An 18,352-nucleotide genomic window follows, 5' to 3' on the forward strand; every position below is an offset into this window, starting at 1 on the left:
TGGCTGCGCAGATGGCAGCAAGCGGGCTAAAGCAGTTGGGAAGCGTAACGGCAATGGCAAATCTAAGCAAATGCGGTCTAATGACCGATTTGGGTTAAATGTAGAAAAGCATTAGTACAAAACTTTATAATGGCTCATAATCCCAATAGATGGGGGGGGGATTTTCAGATTTCTTTTTGAATATTAAGCCTGTAATTCCGAATATCATAGTTTTTGGTGTAATGGACATTTGGTAGGCTGGCACTTCCGACCTACCAAATGTCCATTACACCAAAAATACCAAGAAAAAATGCACTCCTAACCCGAACCGGAGTATTTACACCAACCTTTAGGCAGTTAAAAATATTTGCACAATTCTTGAACACTTTTAGAATGCAATGACAGGACGGGCTGCGTAGCCATTTTCCTGTGTACTTCCTGCAGTTTTGCTTAAATAAGTGAAACTGATTTCCGTATCTGTAATGTGCACACAGCATGCAGAACCATCACTTTTTGCTTCATCGCAGGCCCATAAATACCAATCTATCTGTCCTTGATACGGTAGATAAAAAGTAGCTTGTGGTATATAATTGTTGTTATAATACCAATTAAGAATAGGATTGTCGTAACTATTGCATTTATTATAAAAATCACGCAAATATGTATTTTTTTCTTCTGAATTACGGAATAGCCAACTCATGGAATAAATATCACCATAACCATTATTGGCTCTATTGAATACCAAATTATTCGGATTTAATCCTGCAAGTTTCGTAAAAATAAGATACCATTGTCCGAGGCTTGGCAGATACCAACCACTGGTATGTGGAGGTGCAGGTACATCAACTTCAACATCGGTATAAGCTCTTCGCCATGCACTACTCCCATACTCCATTGCAACGGGTATTGCTGCAGTTGGTACACTGTTATCATAATGAGCATTCCAACCATATCCCTTTAAATATTTATTATTTAAAGTTTCACACAGAGTCAATCCATCCAAATTATTCATCATTGTAAGTGGTGCAGTGGCTTGGATATTTTCAAACAAATTGGGAGCTTCTTGATAATCATTATAATCTGGCCCCCATGCAGTAGGCCATGCAGCATCACGCAAAGCCATTGCATATCCATGTACAAAACCTTTCTGTCGATCTGCGAGACTTGTATAATTACTGAATATTATCGCTACAGGATATTCACCATATTTGGAGTATTCTAATGGTCCCCATGTTCCATCACTATACAAATAGTCGCCAATGACAGGTACTCGCTCTGCCGGTTCTCGCAACTTAATACTTTTAACTTCCACCATCTGTGCGGCAAATAGTTTGTTCTTTAATTTGATATTTTTGCGGTATGCCACACCTTTGTTATCCTTGACTTTAATGGATAATTCACCAGTAAGTTTATCGTTTATTTGGTGTGGAGGCAGAACGGCATATACTTTATTACCCGATGTATAGATGTCAGACAACGTGAGGAACGTATTACCTTTATAACTATTTGTTTTTTCGTTTTCTCCGAACTCGAACGATACAGTCTCGGCAAACACACTACTTTGAGTAGAAGTGATGGGAACAAAACTAAAAGATACCTCCGAGAGTTGCCTTCCCAATTTTGTACCATCGGTTTGGAAATCCAATCGCATCACACACATCTGATGGGTAAAACAAAGAGTAGAGCCCGCATTTCCTTTTGCATAAAGAAGATCGTATTCGGCTATACCTGCCGCCGTACCTTTTTGCCCTTCAAGGTCTACTTCAACTTTCAGTTTGTTGGCATCCACTTTGGTTGTAATTTTGCTTGTTTTATTAACAGCGTAGAGTGTGCTGTGATTGAATGCTTCTGCATCTTGCGAAGTTTCTACTTGCCCGGTAAATGTTGCAGAGTTGCCTTCTTTACTTTTTACGGTAAGTTCAGCCGTTTTCATTGTTCCATTGCTCGTATAGGCTACTGTAAGTTTATCGTTATCATTCCATGTAGTTTTTAGACCTTTTGAAATATCTTCATCCACTGCGACACGCGTCATGGAGTATTTTGGCGAGATAGACGAATGGGCATCTATCTCTACATTGAGTGACACTTTATAACCCTGTTTATCCGCTTTTCCAGTTTCTACCATATCATCTTGATTGGAACAAGCTGAAAACACTAATATTATCAATATGAAGCCACATATCAATGTTATTCGCACAATTTTTGAATAATTCATTAATTTCATAAGTTCATTTATTTACTGTTACTTGTATTGTTGTCATCATTCCATTCATCATCGCCAGACCGATCTTCATGCAGATTCCAATCTTGAATATCTCCTTTTGTGGGTGATGCACAAATAAAACTCTCATTTTCTACTACAATAATCTCTGTCGTAGGTTTCTGATACTTATTTCTTTTTATCATTGTTATATAATTAATTAGGTAAGATGAAAAAGTATTTCTCCATAAATTGTTCACCTATTAATAAAATTGGACGCAAAGGTAATAAAAAAATGGAATCGGACAAAAATATTATTGTTTTTTGCATTGCAATAAATTCCAATAATCTCATTATATAGTCGTTCCTTAAAAAGCCCACTTCACCGAAAAGTTATTTCAATCTAACTTTTCGGTGAAGTGGGCTTTTTAAGGAACGACTAATTACTTATCCCGAACCGGAGCATCAAATACAATCAACTGCGGAAATTGTCGTATCTTTTATGATTGTTTTGAAATTCAATTAAGATACAAACAAAATCCGCTGTGATTTACAATAACGGTGTTATTCGCCGGCTCAAGGAAGCCGGGGATTGTTCCGTATTGTCCCCGGAATTGAAAAATACCAAACATTGAACCGGATAAAAACAGTTTTACCTTTCTGTGATGACAAGCGAAAAGCATTGCCTTAACATAATGGGTAGACTGTCCGAGAACGAGTTCATTCAATAAGTCGTAGTGTCAACCTTTTACCGTGAGCAGGAAATAGTTCTTTTTTCCTTTCTGCACGAGCAGGTATTTTCCGTCAATCAGGTCATCGGCTGTCACGATACGGTCAAAGGTTTGTAGTTTTTCTTTGTTCAGACTCACTCCTCCTCCCTGCACCATCTTGCGCATTTCACCTTTTGACGGGAATATAGGAGCAGCCTGCGTAAACAGTTCCACCGCCGGCAATCCCAGCTTATCTGCGGAGATGTCGTAGTGCGGCACACCGTCGAATACATCGAGGAATGTCTGTTCGTCAAGTTTCTGCAGTCCCTCTTTCGTGGCTTTGCCGAAAAGAATGTTCGATGCCTCCATTGCCGCATCAAGGTCTTGGCGCGAGTGTACCATTACCATCACCTCTTCGGCGAGCCGTTTCTGCAGCATTCGCCTTCCCGGGTCTTGCTTGTGTTCTGCGACAAGCGTCTCTATCGTGGTGCGGTCGAGCGAGGTAAATATCTTGATGTATCGTTCTGCATCGTCGTCGCTGGTGTTGAGCCAGAACTGATAGAAGCGGTACGGGGTTGTTCTTTTGGGGTCGAGCCATATATTTCCGCTCTCCGTCTTACCAAATTTCTTGCCGTCTGCCTTTGTTATTAGCGGACATGTCAGCGCGAACGCCGGTTCGGATTCGCTACCGAGTGTTCGTCGGATTAGTTCTGTTCCCGTCGTCATGTTTCCCCATTGGTCGTTTCCTCCGAGTTGCAGTCTCACTCCGTTGTTCTTGTATAGGTGTAAGAAATCGTACCCTTGCAACAGTTGGTATGTAAATTCGGTAAACGATAATCCGTCTCTTGCCGTTCCGTTGAGTCTTTGTTGCACGCTTTCCTTTGCCATCATGTAATTCACGGTGATATGCTTTCCCACCTCGCGTGCGAAATCAAGGAAAGTAAAATCCTTCATCCAATCGTAGTTGTTTACGAGTTCGGCTCTGTTCGGAGCATCGCTATCAAAGTCAAGAAACTTGGCAAGTTGCTTTTTGATACACTCTTGGTTGTGCCGTAGTGTCGCCTCATCGAGCAGGTTGCGTTCAAGATTTTTCCCCGAGGGGTCGCCTATCATTCCCGTCGCACCCCCCACGAGTGCTATCGGTTTGTGTCCGCAGTGCTGCAGGTGTCGCAACATCATCACTCCGCACAGGTGTCCGATGTGCAACGAGTCGGCAGTGGGGTCTGTCCCCAAATATGCCGATACGAGGTGGTCGTTGAGATATTCTTCTGTTCCCGGCATTATCTGTGACAGCATGCCGCGCCATTTCAGTTCTTCTACAAAGTTTTTATTCATTGTCATGATGGGTTATTGGTGTTATAGGGAAGATTTGTCCGGAGTATTCCGTAGAGACGTCTTTATCGTGTCACGGAACCGGGTCGTAACCGCTTCCGCCCCAGGGGTTACACCTGAGAATGCGCCACACGGCGAGTGCAAGTCCCTTTATCGGACCGTGTTTCGTTATCGCCTGCCGTGCATACTCGGAGCATGTCGGCACGAATCGGCACGAGGGCGGTGTGTATGGTGTAACGAAATGTTGGTAGAATATTATCGGACGTGTAAGCAACCATGACAAAGCACGGGATATGTCTTTCAGTAGTTTCATCTTGTTGAGCCTCCTACCCTTATGCCTTCGGCATCTTCCCGTTCGATATTCTTTCCGCAATGCGTTCCAATATGTTCCGCACTTTACGATGCACATGTGCCGAAGTGTGCAGTTTGTCGTCTATCCATATAAATGCCACGAGCAATTGTTTGTCGGCAATATTTTCAAGAACGCCTGCCAGTACTTTCTTGTTTAGGCGGTATGCCTCGCGCACCTGTCTTTTCACCCGGTTGCGTTTCACGGCTCTCTTGAACATTCTCTTCGACACGCTGACCATCATTGCCGCCTCGGCATCTCCTTTTTCTCTCGCCATTACGGCATATACCGCCCTTAGCGGGAAGGCAGACATCGATTTGCTGTGCCCTCCTCCGAAGAGACGGTCTATTTTTTTCTTACTACTGATCCGTTCTCCCTTGCCAAGTGTAGGAGCATCGGTAATTGCCATTTTCGTTTCCGGTCTTTATTATTCTTCGCACTCCAGCAGGTAGTGTCTCAGTGCCCCCGTCATCGACGGGTATTCCTTTGTCGGTGCTTCAATGGCCACCGACAGTCCCGCATCATGTGCAGCCTTTGCCGTCGAAGGACCGAACGTCGCCACCGATATGCCGTTGAACTTGTCTCCGAAATTCTTCTTGAAAGCCGTTATTCCCGACGGACTGAAGAATACTACCATGTCATAATCGAAAGCAGCGGTTTCTTCTTCCGTGAAATCGTTGCTTACCGTACGATACATTATACACTCCTTATGGTTCAGTTTCTTCGAATCGAGCAATTCCTTCACGCTGTCGTCGTGTACGTCGCTCATCGGTATGAGATACTTTTCTGTCTTGTGTTTTACCATGCTCGGCACGAGGTCGGTTATTTTTCCCGTGCTTCCGAAGAACACTTTGCGCTTGCGGTACTGCACATATTTCTGTATATAGTGCGATATTGTCTCCGTTACGCAGAAATATTTCATGTCCTCGGGTATCTCTATGCGCAGTTCGTTTGCCAGTTTGAAATAGTTGTCGATGGCATGCCGCGACGTAAATACCACCGCCGTATAGTTTAGCAGGCTCACTTTCTGCTGCCTGAACTCCCTCGATGAGAGTCCCTCCACTTTTATGAAAGGGCGGAAAACGAGTTCTACTCCGAAATCTTCGGCAATGTCGTAGTATGGCGATTTTTCGCTTGAAGGCTGAGGTTGTGATACCAATATCTTCTTTACCATCTGTCTAATAATTTATTTTCAAATTGTTTACAATCATCATCATTCCTCCGACAAGGGTCAGAAGGGGTACTATTTCAAGCGTGCAAAAGTACAAAAAAATCTGCAATTTAAAGTCGTTATTCCGAAAAAATGTTACATAACACTTGTAAAAGGATAGCATTTTGAAAAGGAATAACACCGTGACAGTGTAAATCAACATTGTCTGTACAGGTATGTTGAAATAGATGAGCAACACAACTGCCGGGAAGAGCAGAACTCCCGCCATCCCCGTCAGAAAGAGTTGCGACTTTATCCATGCTACATTGGAAGCCCTGTCGAAAAAGACAAGGTTCACCATAGAATAGAGTGCCGCCTTAAACAGGAAATAAGTTAGGCACAATGCGAGAAAAATTGCTATCAGCGTGTAATGTGATTTCAGAATGAGTGGGTTGCTCACAGTTTCTTCCACATAGAAAAAAGCGAGCAACGATAGCAGCAAACTCGTTACGAATACGAGGAAAAACTGGAAGCGCAGTTCCGAAGTGGTCTCGTTCTCGACTGTGGTGTTGCCACGCCTGACACGGAAAAAATTCTTCGCTTGTCGGAAAATGAAATCACGCGAACGCGAGAATGCTATCATTCCGAGAATGAAACATGCGAGCAACAACCCCGTTATCAGGTCGTCTCCCCGCATATTGTATGGCACGGGGTCGCCGGACACTCCGTATCTTCCACCCGACAGTTCTGGGTGAAACATTGAATCGCGGTCGAAGAACGACTCTTCGAAGAACGGTTTTTGTTCGTCTTTTGCCGCAATCGAGTCGAACGGCATTCGCAGTGTGTCCGGACAAGTGCTCAGGTGTTCCCTTGCAGGCTTGAAATGTGCTTGTATTGCCGAGTCTTGTTGTGCCGGCGTGGCATTTTCCGGGAGGCTCTGCAACACTTGTCGTGGTGTCAGTTCTGTCGTGACAGTGTTTCCTTTCTGCCCCTCCTGCCTGTTTTCCGTCACCTCGCCTCCTATGTGTTGCCGAACGTTATTCAAAGAGTCTGCCTTGAACACCATGCTTTTTTCCCGCCTATATATAAGTCCTGAATTTTCGAACCGCATGTTCTCGGTTCTTCATTCTCAATTCTAAATGAGGAATTCTCTCCTTATCCTCTCCACCTGATCAAGTTTTTCCCAAGTGAACAGTTCCACGTCGACGGTCTTGTCCTCATGGTATCTTGACGAGAAAGTCTTCTTTACAATCTCGCTTGCACGTCCCATGTGACCGTATGCTGCGGTTTCCAAGTACATTGGCTGCCTCAGTTTAAGTTGTCGCTCAATGGCTTTCGGTCTCAGGTCGAACATCTTTTCTATTCTCTCTGCTATCTCTCCGTCGGTCATGTTTACGCGCGCCTTGCCGTAGGTATTTACATATATGTTGAGCGGTTTTGCCACTCCTATGGCATAACTTATCTGTACCAGCATCTCGTCAGCCACTCCGGCTGCCACCATATTCTTTGCAATGTATCGTGCAGCGTATGCCGCCGAGCGATCAACCTTGCTGGAGTCTTTGCCCGAGAAAGCGCCTCCGCCGTGTGCGCCTTTGCCTCCGTATGTGTCAACTATTATCTTCCGCCCTGTCAGTCCGGTGTCTCCGTTGGGACCTCCGATGACGAATTTACCCGTGGGATTGACGTGATATATGATGTCGTCTCCGAACAATTCGAGTACTTTCTCGCTGTGAATATCCGCTTTCACACGCGGCACGAGTATGTTTTTCACGTCCTCGCGTATGCGTTCGAGCATCAGTTCGTCTGCTTCTTTTTGGCTTCCTGCCTGTTCTGCGGACATGAACTCGTCATGCTGTGTGGATACCACTATCGTATGTATGCGCTGCGGTATGCCGTCGTTGCTGTATTCCACCGTCACTTGGCTCTTAGAATCCGGACGCAGGTATGTCATCTCCTTTCCCTCGCGCCTTATCTTTGCCAGTTCGTAAACCAGTCTGTGTGCTATTTCGAGCGATACCGGCATGAAGTTTTCTGTTTCGTTCACGGCGTATCCGAACATCATTCCCTGGTCTCCGGCTCCTTGGTCTTCGGCGGTTTTTCCTTCTTCTTTCAGTTCTCTGTCAACACCTCTGTTTATATCTCCGCTCTGCTCGTGTATGGCGGTCAGTATTCCGCACGAGTCTCCGTCGAATTTATATTCACTTTTGTTGTAACCAATCTTGTTAATCGTTTTTCTCGCAATAGTTTCCAAGTCTATGTAAACTTCACTACGCACCTCGCCCATTATAACCACCTGTCCCGTGGTTACGAACGATTCTATGGCGCAGCGGGCTTTTTCGTCATAGGCCAAAAATTGGTCGAGCAGCGCGTCAGAAATCTGGTCGGCCACTTTGTCGGGATGTCCTTCCGAAACCGATTCGGATGAAAATAAATATGCCATCGCTTTGCTTAATTAAAAAACAGTAAATTAATTTATCGGGTGCAAAGGTACAAAAAAAACGGCACAAGGTTGTTATAAGTTATGAGAAATTAACTTATCAGGGCAAAGTGAGATTTGCAAAAATGTAGATTGTTTGTTCAAGTAGTCAGGTGGTTAAAAAAGAAACCGACCGTTTCGGCGGTCGGTTTCTTTAAATCTTACTTCTCAGGAGTCATTATGACATTAATCTCATTGCCTGCCGCAAGGAGTTGTTTGAGGAAGTTTGCTATCTTTTCAGTTGTAAGGTCATTAACAATCTGCTTGTAGTTGTTTTGCAGATCGACACCCGTCCACACATACTCATCAATGATATCCAGCCAGTGGCTGTTGCTCTTCGCGTTTATGTCAGCATTCTTGAGCATGTTTTCTTTTACCTTGGCAACCTTGTCTTCATCAACTTTCACAGAGTTGTCGGCAATGCCTTTTGCCAAGAGTTTGATTGCCGTCTCAGACTTTTCGGGATCCATCGGACAGTAAGCCTGCATCACTGCGAATGCTTTGTCACACTGACGGTTCAGTCCGCCACCTGCATTTACCGAATAAGCCGCACTCGCATCTTCGCGTATATCTTTCAGATATACCATTGAGAGAACCTGTCCCGCAGCGTCGGCGAGAATGCTGTTCTCAAGAGTATAAGGCATCGGAGCGTGCCAGAACTTGAATGCAGTGGCTTTCGGAGTCTGCATATTGCGTGTAAACTCGTTCGAAATCTTTCCGGTCGGATAGGTTTGAATCGGCTTCCAGTCTGCAACTTTCTTTGTGGATGGCAGCGAAGCGATGTATTTCTCGATTAGCGGACGCAGGGTTGCCTCGTCGTAGTTGCCCACGAAATAGAACACAAAGCCGCGTGCATTGCTGAAACTCTCTTTCCATATCTGCATGATACGGTCGTAGTTTATTTGTGGCAGGTCGGTCTTGTCGCCGGGTGCGAATCGCGGATTATGTCCGTAGATTGTAACCATCAACGAGTCGCTATATACGGCTTCCGGTGTAAGTCCCTTGTTGGAGAGCATCAGTTCGAGTTGCTGCATCATCGAGTTGTAAGACTCCTCGTCCTTCGATATTTTGGTGAAGTTGAGGTAAATGAGCTGCATCATGGTCTCTATGTCCTTCGGCACGCTGTGTCCGGAGAGAGACTTGAAGAAGTTGCTCATGCCGATACCCACAGAAGCCTGTTTTCCGTAGAGAGCTTTCTGCAATTCGGTGTTAGAGAAGTTGCCCAATCCGCTCTGTGCAATAACGCCGTCGAAATATCTTAGATTCACGAAATCTTTCTCTCCGTAAACAGAGTTTCCACCCTTTGCAATGGCTTGGAAAAGAATTTCATCATTCTTGAAATCGGTCTTTTTCAGAACAACTTTTGCACCGTTGCTCAGTTCGAGTTCCTTATATCCGAGTACGCTGTTTTCCTTCTCTTTGACGATTTTTCCTGCCTTCGGCATGTTCTCAGGCAATATAAGCGGTTCGTTCTTGGTGTTATCCACGTAAGCCTCAAGTTTCTCGGCGCGTACTTTGCCTATGGCTTCTGCCATCTGCTCTACGTTGGGATAAGTTTTTTCTTCTTTCTCGCGTGCCATTACGAGTACCACAAGGTTCGAGTCCTTCTCGCTGATGAGTTCCTTGGCATACTCATTGATAATATCCACGTTTATCATAGGCGAGCCGAGGAGTTGGCTCATAACCTGATATTTCGTCTCGATAGACGGTATCGGCTCGTTGTCGAGATAGTTGTCACGGTAAGCATTGCCGAATGTAGCATTGTTTACTTTGTCGCGGTTGTTGTATTCTTTCTCCAGCTGGCTGAGATATTCTGCCTTAACACGGTCGTATTCGCCCGGTGTGAAACCGAACTGACGCACGCGTTGAGCCTCGCGGTACAGTACCGACAGCACGTCGAGGTCTTTGTCATCTCTTGCAATGGCTTGCAGTTCGAAGCAGTCCTTCGTCTTGGAAAGGATATACTGTCCGTCGCCTGCCGATGCACCTACGAACGGGCAGTCTGCTTTCTTGGAGAGTTCTTCGAAGCGTATGTTGAGCATCATTGCTATCATTCTCTTTGCATACTGGTCAAGCAGGTAGCCCATGTCGGCTTTTTCATTGTCGGCAACGGGGTCGTGCTTCATCATTATGTTAACGATGGAGTACTGCTGTTCCTTGTCTTTCTCGAAGATATATATTGCCTCGTTGTTGTCGGGCACGGGTTCTGCCACCACCTGAGCGGCATCTGTCGGAACGACCACTCCTTTCCAAAGTTCTTTGATAAGCGCCTCTACGCGGTCAACGTCAACATCGCCCACAACGATAATAGCCTGATTGTCCGGGCGGTACCACTTGCGGTAGTATGCGCGGAGCACCTCCGGTTCGAAATTATCCACAATTTCCATCAGTCCGATGGGCAGACGCTCGCCATACTTACAGCCCGGATAGAGCCGTGGGAGTATCTTCTGATACATGCGCTGACCGGGACCTTCGCCCATCTGCCATTCCTGATGTATCACACCACGCTCCTTGTCGATTTCCTTGGTGTCGAGAGTGAGACCGTTGGACCAGTCCTTCAATATGAGGATACACGAGTCAACGGCAGTGGCGCGAGCTGTCGGCACATTGCAAATACGGTACACCGTCTGGTCGATTGAGGTGTAAGCGTTGAGGTCGCTGCCGAACTCCACACCCAGCGAGCGGGTATATTCCAACAGTGTTGAATCGGGGAAGTGTTCCGAACCGTTGAAAGCCATGTGCTCGAGGAAGTGCGCAAGACCGCGCTGGTCGTCGTTCTCCTGAATAGATCCGACTCTCTGTGCGATGTAGAAATTTGCCTTGTGTTCCGGCCAGTTGTTGTTACGGATGTAATAAGTCAGTCCGTTGTCCAGTTTGCCAACCCGCACTTTTTCGTCCTGCGGGATTTGAGGAAACATCTGAGCCATTACCGCCGTGGCACTTGCAACGAATAGAGCCGCGGCAAAAAAGATTCTTTTAAGTTTCATACTCTTAGGTTATTAAATAATATGATTTCAATTAGTATCAAATTTCAATTATGTTTGCAAAATTAATAAAATATTCTTTAAGCATGTGTTTTTTACACTTTTTTATTATTAAAAATCATTTATATTCAAGTAAAACAGCCGAATTTGCTTTTCAATTTCGCCGAAATTACCAACCAATTTCGGCGGTTTTGCAATACAATCTCGGCGATATTGCCGTAAAACGAGATGTTTGTCTGTCTGCATACGGGTGTTTTACATACCTCTATAGCATACGCCGAAAGTTGCAATCGCCTGTGAGGACGGGGGTGGGGAGGATAGGCGATATTACTGTTCATGGTATTATTATAGTGGCAACCGCACAAGTGTGTCGCCCATACCTCCTGCAATCCCATACCCTTGTATTCCTTTTACTTGCATAATGTTTGTCATTTCACGCTCTCTACCGTGTACCCGGCTTTGCGGAGACCGGCAAGCACGCCCTTGTCTCCCACGAGATGCGCTGCGCCGACGGCAAAGAAAGTAGGAGTCTGCCTCATTATCAACGGCATCATTGCCAGCCAGTTGCGGTTTCGGTCGTATATAAGACGGTTGTTTTCCTCTTCCGTCGCATCGCACGCGGTGTTGAGTTTCTCTTCCACCAAATTCTTTATTTCTTTGAGATCTTGGGCAAAATATGCTTTTGTCAGGCGTTCTGTCACATTTTGCATGTAGTCGTAGTTGTCGCAGAAACATATAAGTTGCTCCGTCTGTCGCTCCATTGTGCTACCTTTGTACAGTGTCTCTGTCTGAAACTCCATTGTCTCGAAGCCTTTCACCGGCTTTCCTTCCTGCTGTGCGAGTTTCTGGAAATAACCGTCGAAACTGTTTGAAATGTCGAAATTCGGATTGCTCTTGAGGTTCATTATCATTGTAAGTTGCATAAGCAATGCCTTCGGGGTAAGTGCGTCCAACTGCGACTTCACCATGGGATTGGTGAGGTCGGCTCCCATAAGGTTTCTCAGCACGATGTTCAGTTTTGCCTGCTGCCCTTCGTCAAGCAACGTGGTAAGCGTCTTTCCGTCTCCCAGCATCATCGCTTTCTGCATCTCCATGAGTTTCTCCGGCTTCATCATGTCTGCCATGTCTATTTCGCCATACACCTGTGTGGTCTCGGCGAAGGCTTCTTTAAGTCCTGCAATGCTGTCGGCAAACGATACGGGGGCGAGATGGTGAGTGCCTATCACATAACTTTCCTTGTCGAGACCGTTGCCCGATATGCGGTATAACACCTGTGCTTTCGCACCTATGACAACTGCTGTCACAAGTGCCATTGCAAGCATTAGTTTCTTCATTTTCTTTCTGTTTTTGGTTTATATTATTACTGCCGTACCGCTTGTTGCCACCATGAGCATTGAGCCGTTTTGTCCTACCGTCTCATAGTCTATATCCACTCCGGGTATGGCGTTTGCTCCAAGAGCCTCTGCACGCCGGCTCATCTCTGACAACAAGATCTCTTTTGCCTCGATAATAACTTTCTCGTAGGAGCCTGCACGACCTCCCACAACGTCGCGAATGCTTGCCAAAAAGTCCTTGAAGAAATTTGTTCCGACTATTGTCTCGCCTGTAACCACTCCTAAATACTGTTTCACCGGAAATCCCTCTAATGTGAGTGTCGTACTGATAATCATAATACTTTTATTTAACGTTAAACTTGTTGTTATCAATCATTATTTATTTTGAATGTAAATTTTATGTAAATACTTTTTCTTTTAGGTAAACATCTACCGCCACTTCACAATTATTTTTTATGCCGCGTGAGGCAAGTTTCATTTAAAATGAATATAATTTACGGTAAGTTGGCATTTAATTTTTTATTATTTTGTATTCATAATTTCATGTTCATTCGTCACGGTATTCGAGAATGTCCCCGGGCTGGCATCCCAATTCGTGACAGATGGCTTCAAGGGTGGTGAAACGCACGGCCTTGGCCTTGCCCGTCTTCAGTATCGACAGGTTTGCCTGCGTAAGTCCGATGCGCTCGGCAAGTTCGCCCAGTCCCACCTTTTTCTTCGCCATTTCCACGTCCAAGTTCACTATTATCTTCCCCATGTCTGTTCCGTTTTCATTCTTGTTCAACTGTATTCCACTTGTCGCTGCGGCATTATACCACTTGTTCGAGTTCTTCCTTCTGTTTCAGCCCGATGCCGAATATTTGCGCCATGAGCAGCAACAGCAGTCCGGGGAGCAGCGACGGGATTTGCTCGATGGCGTATGAATAATCGAAAATATAACCTTTTGGCGAGAGCCACCTTGACGGGTCGTATATCAAATAGAATGTGGAGATGATGCAAAATGCGTTGGAAATGAGTGTTGTCCAGCCCGCCGTGCGCAACAGGCGTATCGTTTTCCATGTGAAAACCTTGCCCTTGTTTATCGCAAAGACCAACTTTACAAGGTATATCACAAACATTATCCACGTAACAAGACTAACCAACGACAATGGTATAAGCACCAACAACTTCATCACAAAATCCTTTGGAGAAAGAATGCAGGAATCTACCACGATTACCTCTTTTATCCACGCCCTTACCGCCGTGCCGGTATTGTTGTCGATTAGCGTAATATTGTTATCATCGCCGAAATGTGACGGCTGCACATTCAGCATCGTGACCGGCTCTGTGTTCTTGGCTGAGAAGAACAGACCGGAAAACTGTGATATTGTCATTGCAACCGTGAAAATGAGTATCACGATGCACAGAATGTTCATTTTTTGCTTCACTGATGTATCTTATTACAATTAAAAATTATTGTTTAAACAACTATATTTATCGTATTTCGATATGCAAAAGTATAACGAATATATGAAACTCACAAATATTTTACAATATATTTTTATCGAAAAACAATAATTTAACTTTAAAAAACAATATCAACATGTTTGCACCTTATTATATATGGAGAAATAGCAGGCATTTTCGCCATATCGGGAACATGCCGCCGGGCACAACAAAACAGGCACGGAGAACGTATGAAGCGTTTTCCCCGTGCCTGTTAAACATATTGTTTTGGGTTCTTAAAAATTGTCATTCTTTCACCATTGTGAAGTACAATTTGCAGCCATCATCATTCATGTATACTTTGATTTTGTTGTCTCCAATCTTTTCTACGTTACAATTCACCTTCTCTTCACCGTCTGTCAATACGAGACTTGAGCCGTTGTAGGAATACGTTCCAGTCAATACTTCATCCGTAAAAATGGTAAACGTGTTGTCTTCTCGCAGGATCAGTTTCATATTTTCCGCTTTATGGATGTCTGTTTTATCTACTTTCCAAATACAGCCGGAGTCGTCATAGCTGAAAGATATGGTGCGCCATTTACCTATTATATACGAACTTCCGCCATCGTTGGAATAACTTGATTGCACTTCATCGCCTCCAGAATCGGGTATTGTGCTTCCGTCGTCGTGGTTACCGCTGCTTTTCGGACGTTCGTTCTGCTCGAACCATTGTCTGTTTTTGTTTGTCACCCAGTCGCGGTAGTCTTTAGACGATTTTTTGTCTCGCCCCATGAAATTGCCCATGTTGTCTTTCCATACATAGCAACCGCGTTCCCTGTCCCACACTTTTTTCATGTACGGCGACTTATCCACATCGTCTCCGGCATATACATATTTGTCCATCTCGTGCATCGGACGTGCATTCTCCACATCTGCCAGCACGCTGCCGGAGCCGCTCTTCCACACCATTTTGCCGAGTTTTTTGTCATACTCCTTGTGTACTCCCGGCGCATTCATGTTGACGTAGCATATATTGTGAGTCTTGGCATACAAGTTTTGTCGCTCCGACAAGGTTACATCACGCCATTTGTAACAATTGTTATCCTTGTCCCATACTTTCTTTTTCATCTTGAAAGCAGGGTCGAGAAAAGCGCGTTCGTCAAGGTCTTGGAGAGATTTCACTTTCCCCGCCTCGCCCAACACTCTGCCCCTTGCATTCTTCCACACTTCTTTCCCGAGTTTTTTGTCATACTCCTTGTGTATTCCGGGGGCATTCATGTTGATGTATATGTCTGCCGGCAACGGTGCCGACAGCATCAACATGAATATAGTAATGAGAACTAATCTTATTCTGTTCATAGCCGAAAAGTTTTTATGGTTTAACGTTCTTGTTTACAAAGATAGTGAAAATACTGTTAGGTTCAAAAATTAATTCCCCAAAAAACACCTGCTCAGTAAGAACAGATGTTTTTTTGGAATTAAAAAAGAGGACGATATGAATCTCTCACTTCGGCCTCCTGAAAACTTCAACGTACGTTACTCTTGCCTGATGTAACGATGCCAAGCATCGTAAAAATAATCGCAACAGTAAACATTACGCATGTTTCAAAATCTAATAACATAATCTTTACCTTAAATCTATCAAACTACTAACCTATGAAAACTTTTGGGATGTATTCTCACGAACACATTGCAAAGGTAAGCAGTTTTTTCGTATTCTGCAATAGAAAGTGACAAAAAAATGCCATATATAGTCATTATTTTGACATAAATCAACATTTTTACCACAATTGCTTTCTATTTATTCAACCGCCATGTGGCACCGTCTTTGGTATCTTTTACCTCGAAACCGGCGGCGGCAAGTTCGTCGCGTATCTTGTCCGACGTTGCCCAGTCTTTCTCCGACTTTGCTTTTGAACGCAGTGAAAGTACCATGTCAACCACCTTGCCGTACGCTTCTTCCCGGGCGGCATTGTCCGTGTTTCCCGCCGCTTTCAGTCCGAGAATGTCGAAAGCGAAAAGGTTCATGGTCTCTCTTAGTTCTTTAAGGCTGTCCTCGCAGATGCTTGCCTTGCGGTCGATGAGCGAGTTGATGAGGTGACATGCTTCGAAAAGATGGCTTATCACTATCTGCGTCTGCATGTCATCGTTCATTGCATCATAACATTTACTGCGCAATTCGTCAATGGTCTTTTTCGTCTGCGGGTCGCATTTTGCAGATACCGGCACCCGGTCGAGATCTTTTATGCCCTGCATTAGTCTTTCAAGACCTTTCTCACTCGCTTTAAGAGCATCGTTCGAGAAATCAACCGTGCCGCGATAGTGCGCACCGAGAATAAAGAAACGTATCGTCATCGGACCGTATGCCTGTTCGAGCGAGGCGTGGTTGCCGGTGAAGAACTGTTCGAGCGTTATGAAATTGCCGAGCGACTTGCCCATCTTCTGCCCGTTGATGGTTATCATGTTGTTATGCATCCAGTACTTTACCATTTCGTCGCCCTGCGATGCCGCCGCCTGTGCTATCTCGCATTCGTGGTGCGGAAAGACAAGATCCATGCCGCCGCCGTGTATGTCGAAATGGTCGCCGAGATATTTCTTGCCCATCGCCGTACACTCGCAGTGCCATCCGGGGAAACCTTCGCTCCACGGCGAACGCCACCGCATGATGTGTTCGGGCTGTGCTTTCTTCCATAATGCGAAATCCACTTGGTTGCGTTTCTCGCCCACCCCGTCGAGTTGTCGCGAGTTGTTTATCACGTCGTCGAGGTTTCTTCCGCTGAGTTTTCCATAGCAGAATTTCTTGTTAAACTTCTCTATGTCGAAATAAACCGAGCCGTTGCTCTCGTAGGCATAGCCGTTGTCCATAATACGCTGCACGAGTTCCTGCTGCTCGATGATGTGCCCCGTGGCATGCGGTTCTATCGACGGTGGCAGCACGTTGAGAGCATTCATCGCCTCGTGGTAGCGGTTGGTGTAGTGCTGTGCTATCTCCATTGGCTCGAGTTGTTCGAGCCTTGCTTTCTTCTCTATCTTGTCATCTCCCTCGTCGGCATCGTGTTCAAGATGCCCCACATCGGTAATGTTTCTAACGTAGCGCACCTTGTAGCCCAAATGCCGCAGGTATCTGAACAGGACATCAAACGTTATCGCCGGACGGGCATGACCGAGATGCGGGTCGCCATATACCGTAGGACCGCAGACATACATGCCCACGTTGGGCGCATGCAGCGGTTCGAAACGTTCTTTCTGCCTGTGCAGGGTATTGTAAATCAAAAAAGTATGTTCCATTGTCTCTGTCGTTTATCAGGTTGCAAAGGTAATAAAATATAATGAATAACTGTAATGTGATGTGCGTTTTTTATTGTTTGCCGTACTCAATGCGGTTCGTTACGACAAACAATCTCATCGAAAAACTTTCTCCTTCCCGAAAAACAGCGGCGAGATGTGCAGGCGGTCGGAGGCGTAACCCAACAGAAAACTGCCGACGACTGCCATGGTTACCGTTACCATACAAAACAATATGCCCGAAGGGTCGAAAGAAATGAATAGCGACAGGTATAGTTTTGACAAAGCGGTAAAAACCGGAGAGAAAAGCAGCAGAAGAAGAGTGTTGCTGCCCACGAAGAGCAACGAACGGCGAACACTACCGCGAGTGAAACGGTATATATATAATATGAAAGAAGTAGTAAGATAAACCATTGCGATGCCTCCGGGCGTGGCTCTGTCGAGTTGTGACGGCATGAAAACCACTATCGGCACTACCGGCAGTATCGACCACCATGCAGGACGAAACGCAGCGAGGAAACTCACCCCGGTTTGCCTTAACACCGCGCCCGCCATGAAATAGAGAACGTTGGGAACACTCATCAATCCCGCGGCGGCAAACAGAAGACATCCTGCCACGGCAAACACGAGTCGCAATGCCGGTCGGAGGCGAGTCAGACGCATGGCAAGAAAATATATCACCGAACACAACACCCATGTATGCAGATACCAATAGGGACCGAGAGGATGTAGAAACAACTTGTCGAGCATCAGTGCGGGGGTAAGTGTGTCTATGTGTTCGCGTATGGGCAGCACCGATGCCATTAGCACATAGCCTGTCTCCATGACAAGATACGGTATGAAAATCCATTTCATCGACCTGAAGAACACCCGTCCGTCCTTAGATGTGTTGCACAGATAACCCGAAACCATCAGGAACGCCGGCATGTGGAAAGTATATACGACACGTTTGGCAACATCGTAGGTGTCACCGATATACACGATGTGGAACGTTATCATCAGCAATATGAGTACACACCGCAGAAAGTCTATCTCTCTTGTTCTCCGTTGCATTTCTTTCATGGCATTTTTACGCATCGACAATCGTTCTTGCGAGTATCTCGCCGCCGTGATGTTCATTTAGGGTTA

The 18,352-nt window shown here is 45.3% G+C and carries 16 protein-coding genes; all 16 read right to left on the reverse strand.

Going from position 1 to position 18,352, the window contains the following annotated elements; all coding sequences use genetic code 11:
• Positions 1–367 precede the first annotated feature (367 nt).
• The 16 genes from EII32_RS07255 to EII32_RS07325 all read right to left on the reverse strand — a co-directional run bounded on the left by EII32_RS07255 (position 368) and on the right by EII32_RS07325 (position 18,343).
• Positions 368–2,203, reverse strand: coding sequence for a hypothetical protein (locus EII32_RS07255; RefSeq protein ID WP_125234772.1), 1,836 nt, complete (start codon positions 2,201–2,203; stop codon positions 368–370).
• An 8-nt stretch (positions 2,204–2,211) separates the two neighbouring features.
• Positions 2,212–2,385 carry a hypothetical protein gene (locus EII32_RS12140; protein ID WP_158611147.1) on the reverse strand — a complete coding sequence of 58 codons (174 nt, stop codon included), beginning with the start codon at positions 2,383–2,385 and terminating at the stop codon, positions 2,212–2,214.
• A 534-nt stretch (positions 2,386–2,919) separates the two neighbouring features.
• Complete coding sequence (tyrS, locus tag EII32_RS07260; protein ID WP_125234773.1) at positions 2,920–4,224, reverse strand: tyrosine--tRNA ligase; 1,305 nt, start codon at positions 4,222–4,224, stop codon at positions 2,920–2,922.
• A 70-nt stretch (positions 4,225–4,294) separates the two neighbouring features.
• Complete coding sequence (yidD, locus tag EII32_RS07265; protein WP_125234774.1) at positions 4,295–4,534, reverse strand: membrane protein insertion efficiency factor YidD; 240 nt, start codon at positions 4,532–4,534, stop codon at positions 4,295–4,297.
• A gap of 19 nt (positions 4,535–4,553) precedes the next feature.
• Positions 4,554–4,979 (reverse strand): ribonuclease P protein component, encoded by a 426-nt coding sequence (locus tag EII32_RS07270; protein WP_125234775.1) that lies wholly within the window; start codon positions 4,977–4,979, stop codon positions 4,554–4,556.
• A gap of 18 nt (positions 4,980–4,997) precedes the next feature.
• Positions 4,998–5,744 carry a uroporphyrinogen-III synthase gene (locus tag EII32_RS07275; RefSeq protein ID WP_125234776.1) on the reverse strand — a complete coding sequence of 249 codons (747 nt, stop codon included), beginning with the start codon at positions 5,742–5,744 and terminating at the stop codon, positions 4,998–5,000.
• Between the two features lie 4 nt (positions 5,745–5,748).
• Entirely contained in the window at positions 5,749–6,831 is a 1,083-nt protein-coding gene (locus EII32_RS07280; RefSeq protein ID WP_125234777.1) for a DUF4271 domain-containing protein, read from the reverse strand.
• Positions 6,832–6,855: 24 nt separating this feature from the next.
• Entirely contained in the window at positions 6,856–8,160 is a 1,305-nt protein-coding gene (gene metK / locus EII32_RS07285; protein ID WP_125234778.1) for a methionine adenosyltransferase, read from the reverse strand.
• Positions 8,161–8,357: 197 nt separating this feature from the next.
• Positions 8,358–11,183: a M16 family metallopeptidase gene (locus tag EII32_RS07290; protein ID WP_125234779.1), complete on the reverse strand. Its 2,826-nt coding sequence runs from the start codon at positions 11,181–11,183 to the stop codon at positions 8,358–8,360.
• A gap of 425 nt (positions 11,184–11,608) precedes the next feature.
• Positions 11,609–12,514: a TraB/GumN family protein gene (locus tag EII32_RS07295; RefSeq protein ID WP_125234780.1), complete on the reverse strand. Its 906-nt coding sequence runs from the start codon at positions 12,512–12,514 to the stop codon at positions 11,609–11,611.
• A gap of 18 nt (positions 12,515–12,532) precedes the next feature.
• On the reverse strand, positions 12,533–12,850 hold the full coding sequence (locus EII32_RS07300) for a heavy metal-binding domain-containing protein (protein WP_125234781.1): 318 nt from the start codon (positions 12,848–12,850) through the stop codon (positions 12,533–12,535).
• A 211-nt stretch (positions 12,851–13,061) separates the two neighbouring features.
• Positions 13,062–13,271, reverse strand: a complete 210-nt coding sequence (locus EII32_RS07305) for a helix-turn-helix domain-containing protein (protein ID WP_125234813.1) — start codon at positions 13,269–13,271, stop codon at positions 13,062–13,064.
• 52 nt (positions 13,272–13,323) lie between these two features.
• On the reverse strand, positions 13,324–13,941 hold the full coding sequence (locus tag EII32_RS07310) for a DUF2975 domain-containing protein (protein WP_158611148.1): 618 nt from the start codon (positions 13,939–13,941) through the stop codon (positions 13,324–13,326).
• A gap of 304 nt (positions 13,942–14,245) precedes the next feature.
• Positions 14,246–15,298: a hypothetical protein gene (locus EII32_RS07315; RefSeq protein ID WP_125234783.1), complete on the reverse strand. Its 1,053-nt coding sequence runs from the start codon at positions 15,296–15,298 to the stop codon at positions 14,246–14,248.
• A gap of 438 nt (positions 15,299–15,736) precedes the next feature.
• Entirely contained in the window at positions 15,737–17,227 is a 1,491-nt protein-coding gene (cysS, locus tag EII32_RS07320) for a cysteine--tRNA ligase (RefSeq protein ID WP_125234784.1), read from the reverse strand.
• A 114-nt stretch (positions 17,228–17,341) separates the two neighbouring features.
• Positions 17,342–18,343, reverse strand: a complete 1,002-nt coding sequence (locus tag EII32_RS07325) for an acyltransferase family protein (protein ID WP_233582343.1) — start codon at positions 18,341–18,343, stop codon at positions 17,342–17,344.
• Positions 18,344–18,352 lie beyond the last annotated feature (9 nt).

Origin of the sequence: Prevotella sp. OH937_COT-195 (genome assembly GCF_003932845.1) — a bacterium.
GTDB lineage: Bacteria > Bacteroidota > Bacteroidia > Bacteroidales > Bacteroidaceae > Prevotella.

What these genes read in the sequence shown, in the direction of transcription:
- EII32_RS07300 (WP_125234781.1), bottom strand. Translation starts at nt 12,850, where the DNA reads ATGATTATCAGTACGACACTCACATTAGAGGGATTTCCGGTGAAACAG.
- metK (WP_125234778.1), bottom strand. Translation starts at nt 8,160, where the DNA reads ATGGCATATTTATTTTCATCCGAATCGGTTTCGGAAGGACATCCCGAC.
- EII32_RS07255 (WP_125234772.1), bottom strand. Translation starts at nt 2,203, where the DNA reads ATGAAATTAATGAATTATTCAAAAATTGTGCGAATAACATTGATATGT.
- EII32_RS07270 (WP_125234775.1), bottom strand. Translation starts at nt 4,979, where the DNA reads ATGGCAATTACCGATGCTCCTACACTTGGCAAGGGAGAACGGATCAGT.
- EII32_RS07315 (WP_125234783.1), bottom strand. Translation starts at nt 15,298, where the DNA reads ATGAACAGAATAAGATTAGTTCTCATTACTATATTCATGTTGATGCTG.
- EII32_RS07295 (WP_125234780.1), bottom strand. Translation starts at nt 12,514, where the DNA reads ATGAAGAAACTAATGCTTGCAATGGCACTTGTGACAGCAGTTGTCATA.
- EII32_RS07305 (WP_125234813.1), bottom strand. Translation starts at nt 13,271, where the DNA reads ATGGGGAAGATAATAGTGAACTTGGACGTGGAAATGGCGAAGAAAAAG.
- tyrS (WP_125234773.1), bottom strand. Translation starts at nt 4,224, where the DNA reads ATGAATAAAAACTTTGTAGAAGAACTGAAATGGCGCGGCATGCTGTCA.
- EII32_RS07275 (WP_125234776.1), bottom strand. Translation starts at nt 5,744, where the DNA reads ATGGTAAAGAAGATATTGGTATCACAACCTCAGCCTTCAAGCGAAAAA.
- EII32_RS07280 (WP_125234777.1), bottom strand. Translation starts at nt 6,831, where the DNA reads ATGCGGTTCGAAAATTCAGGACTTATATATAGGCGGGAAAAAAGCATG.
- cysS (WP_125234784.1), bottom strand. Translation starts at nt 17,227, where the DNA reads ATGGAACATACTTTTTTGATTTACAATACCCTGCACAGGCAGAAAGAA.
- EII32_RS07290 (WP_125234779.1), bottom strand. Translation starts at nt 11,183, where the DNA reads ATGAAACTTAAAAGAATCTTTTTTGCCGCGGCTCTATTCGTTGCAAGT.
- EII32_RS07325 (WP_233582343.1), bottom strand. Translation starts at nt 18,343, where the DNA reads ATGAACATCACGGCGGCGAGATACTCGCAAGAACGATTGTCGATGCGT.
- yidD (WP_125234774.1), bottom strand. Translation starts at nt 4,534, where the DNA reads ATGAAACTACTGAAAGACATATCCCGTGCTTTGTCATGGTTGCTTACA.
- EII32_RS12140 (WP_158611147.1), bottom strand. Translation starts at nt 2,385, where the DNA reads ATGATAAAAAGAAATAAGTATCAGAAACCTACGACAGAGATTATTGTA.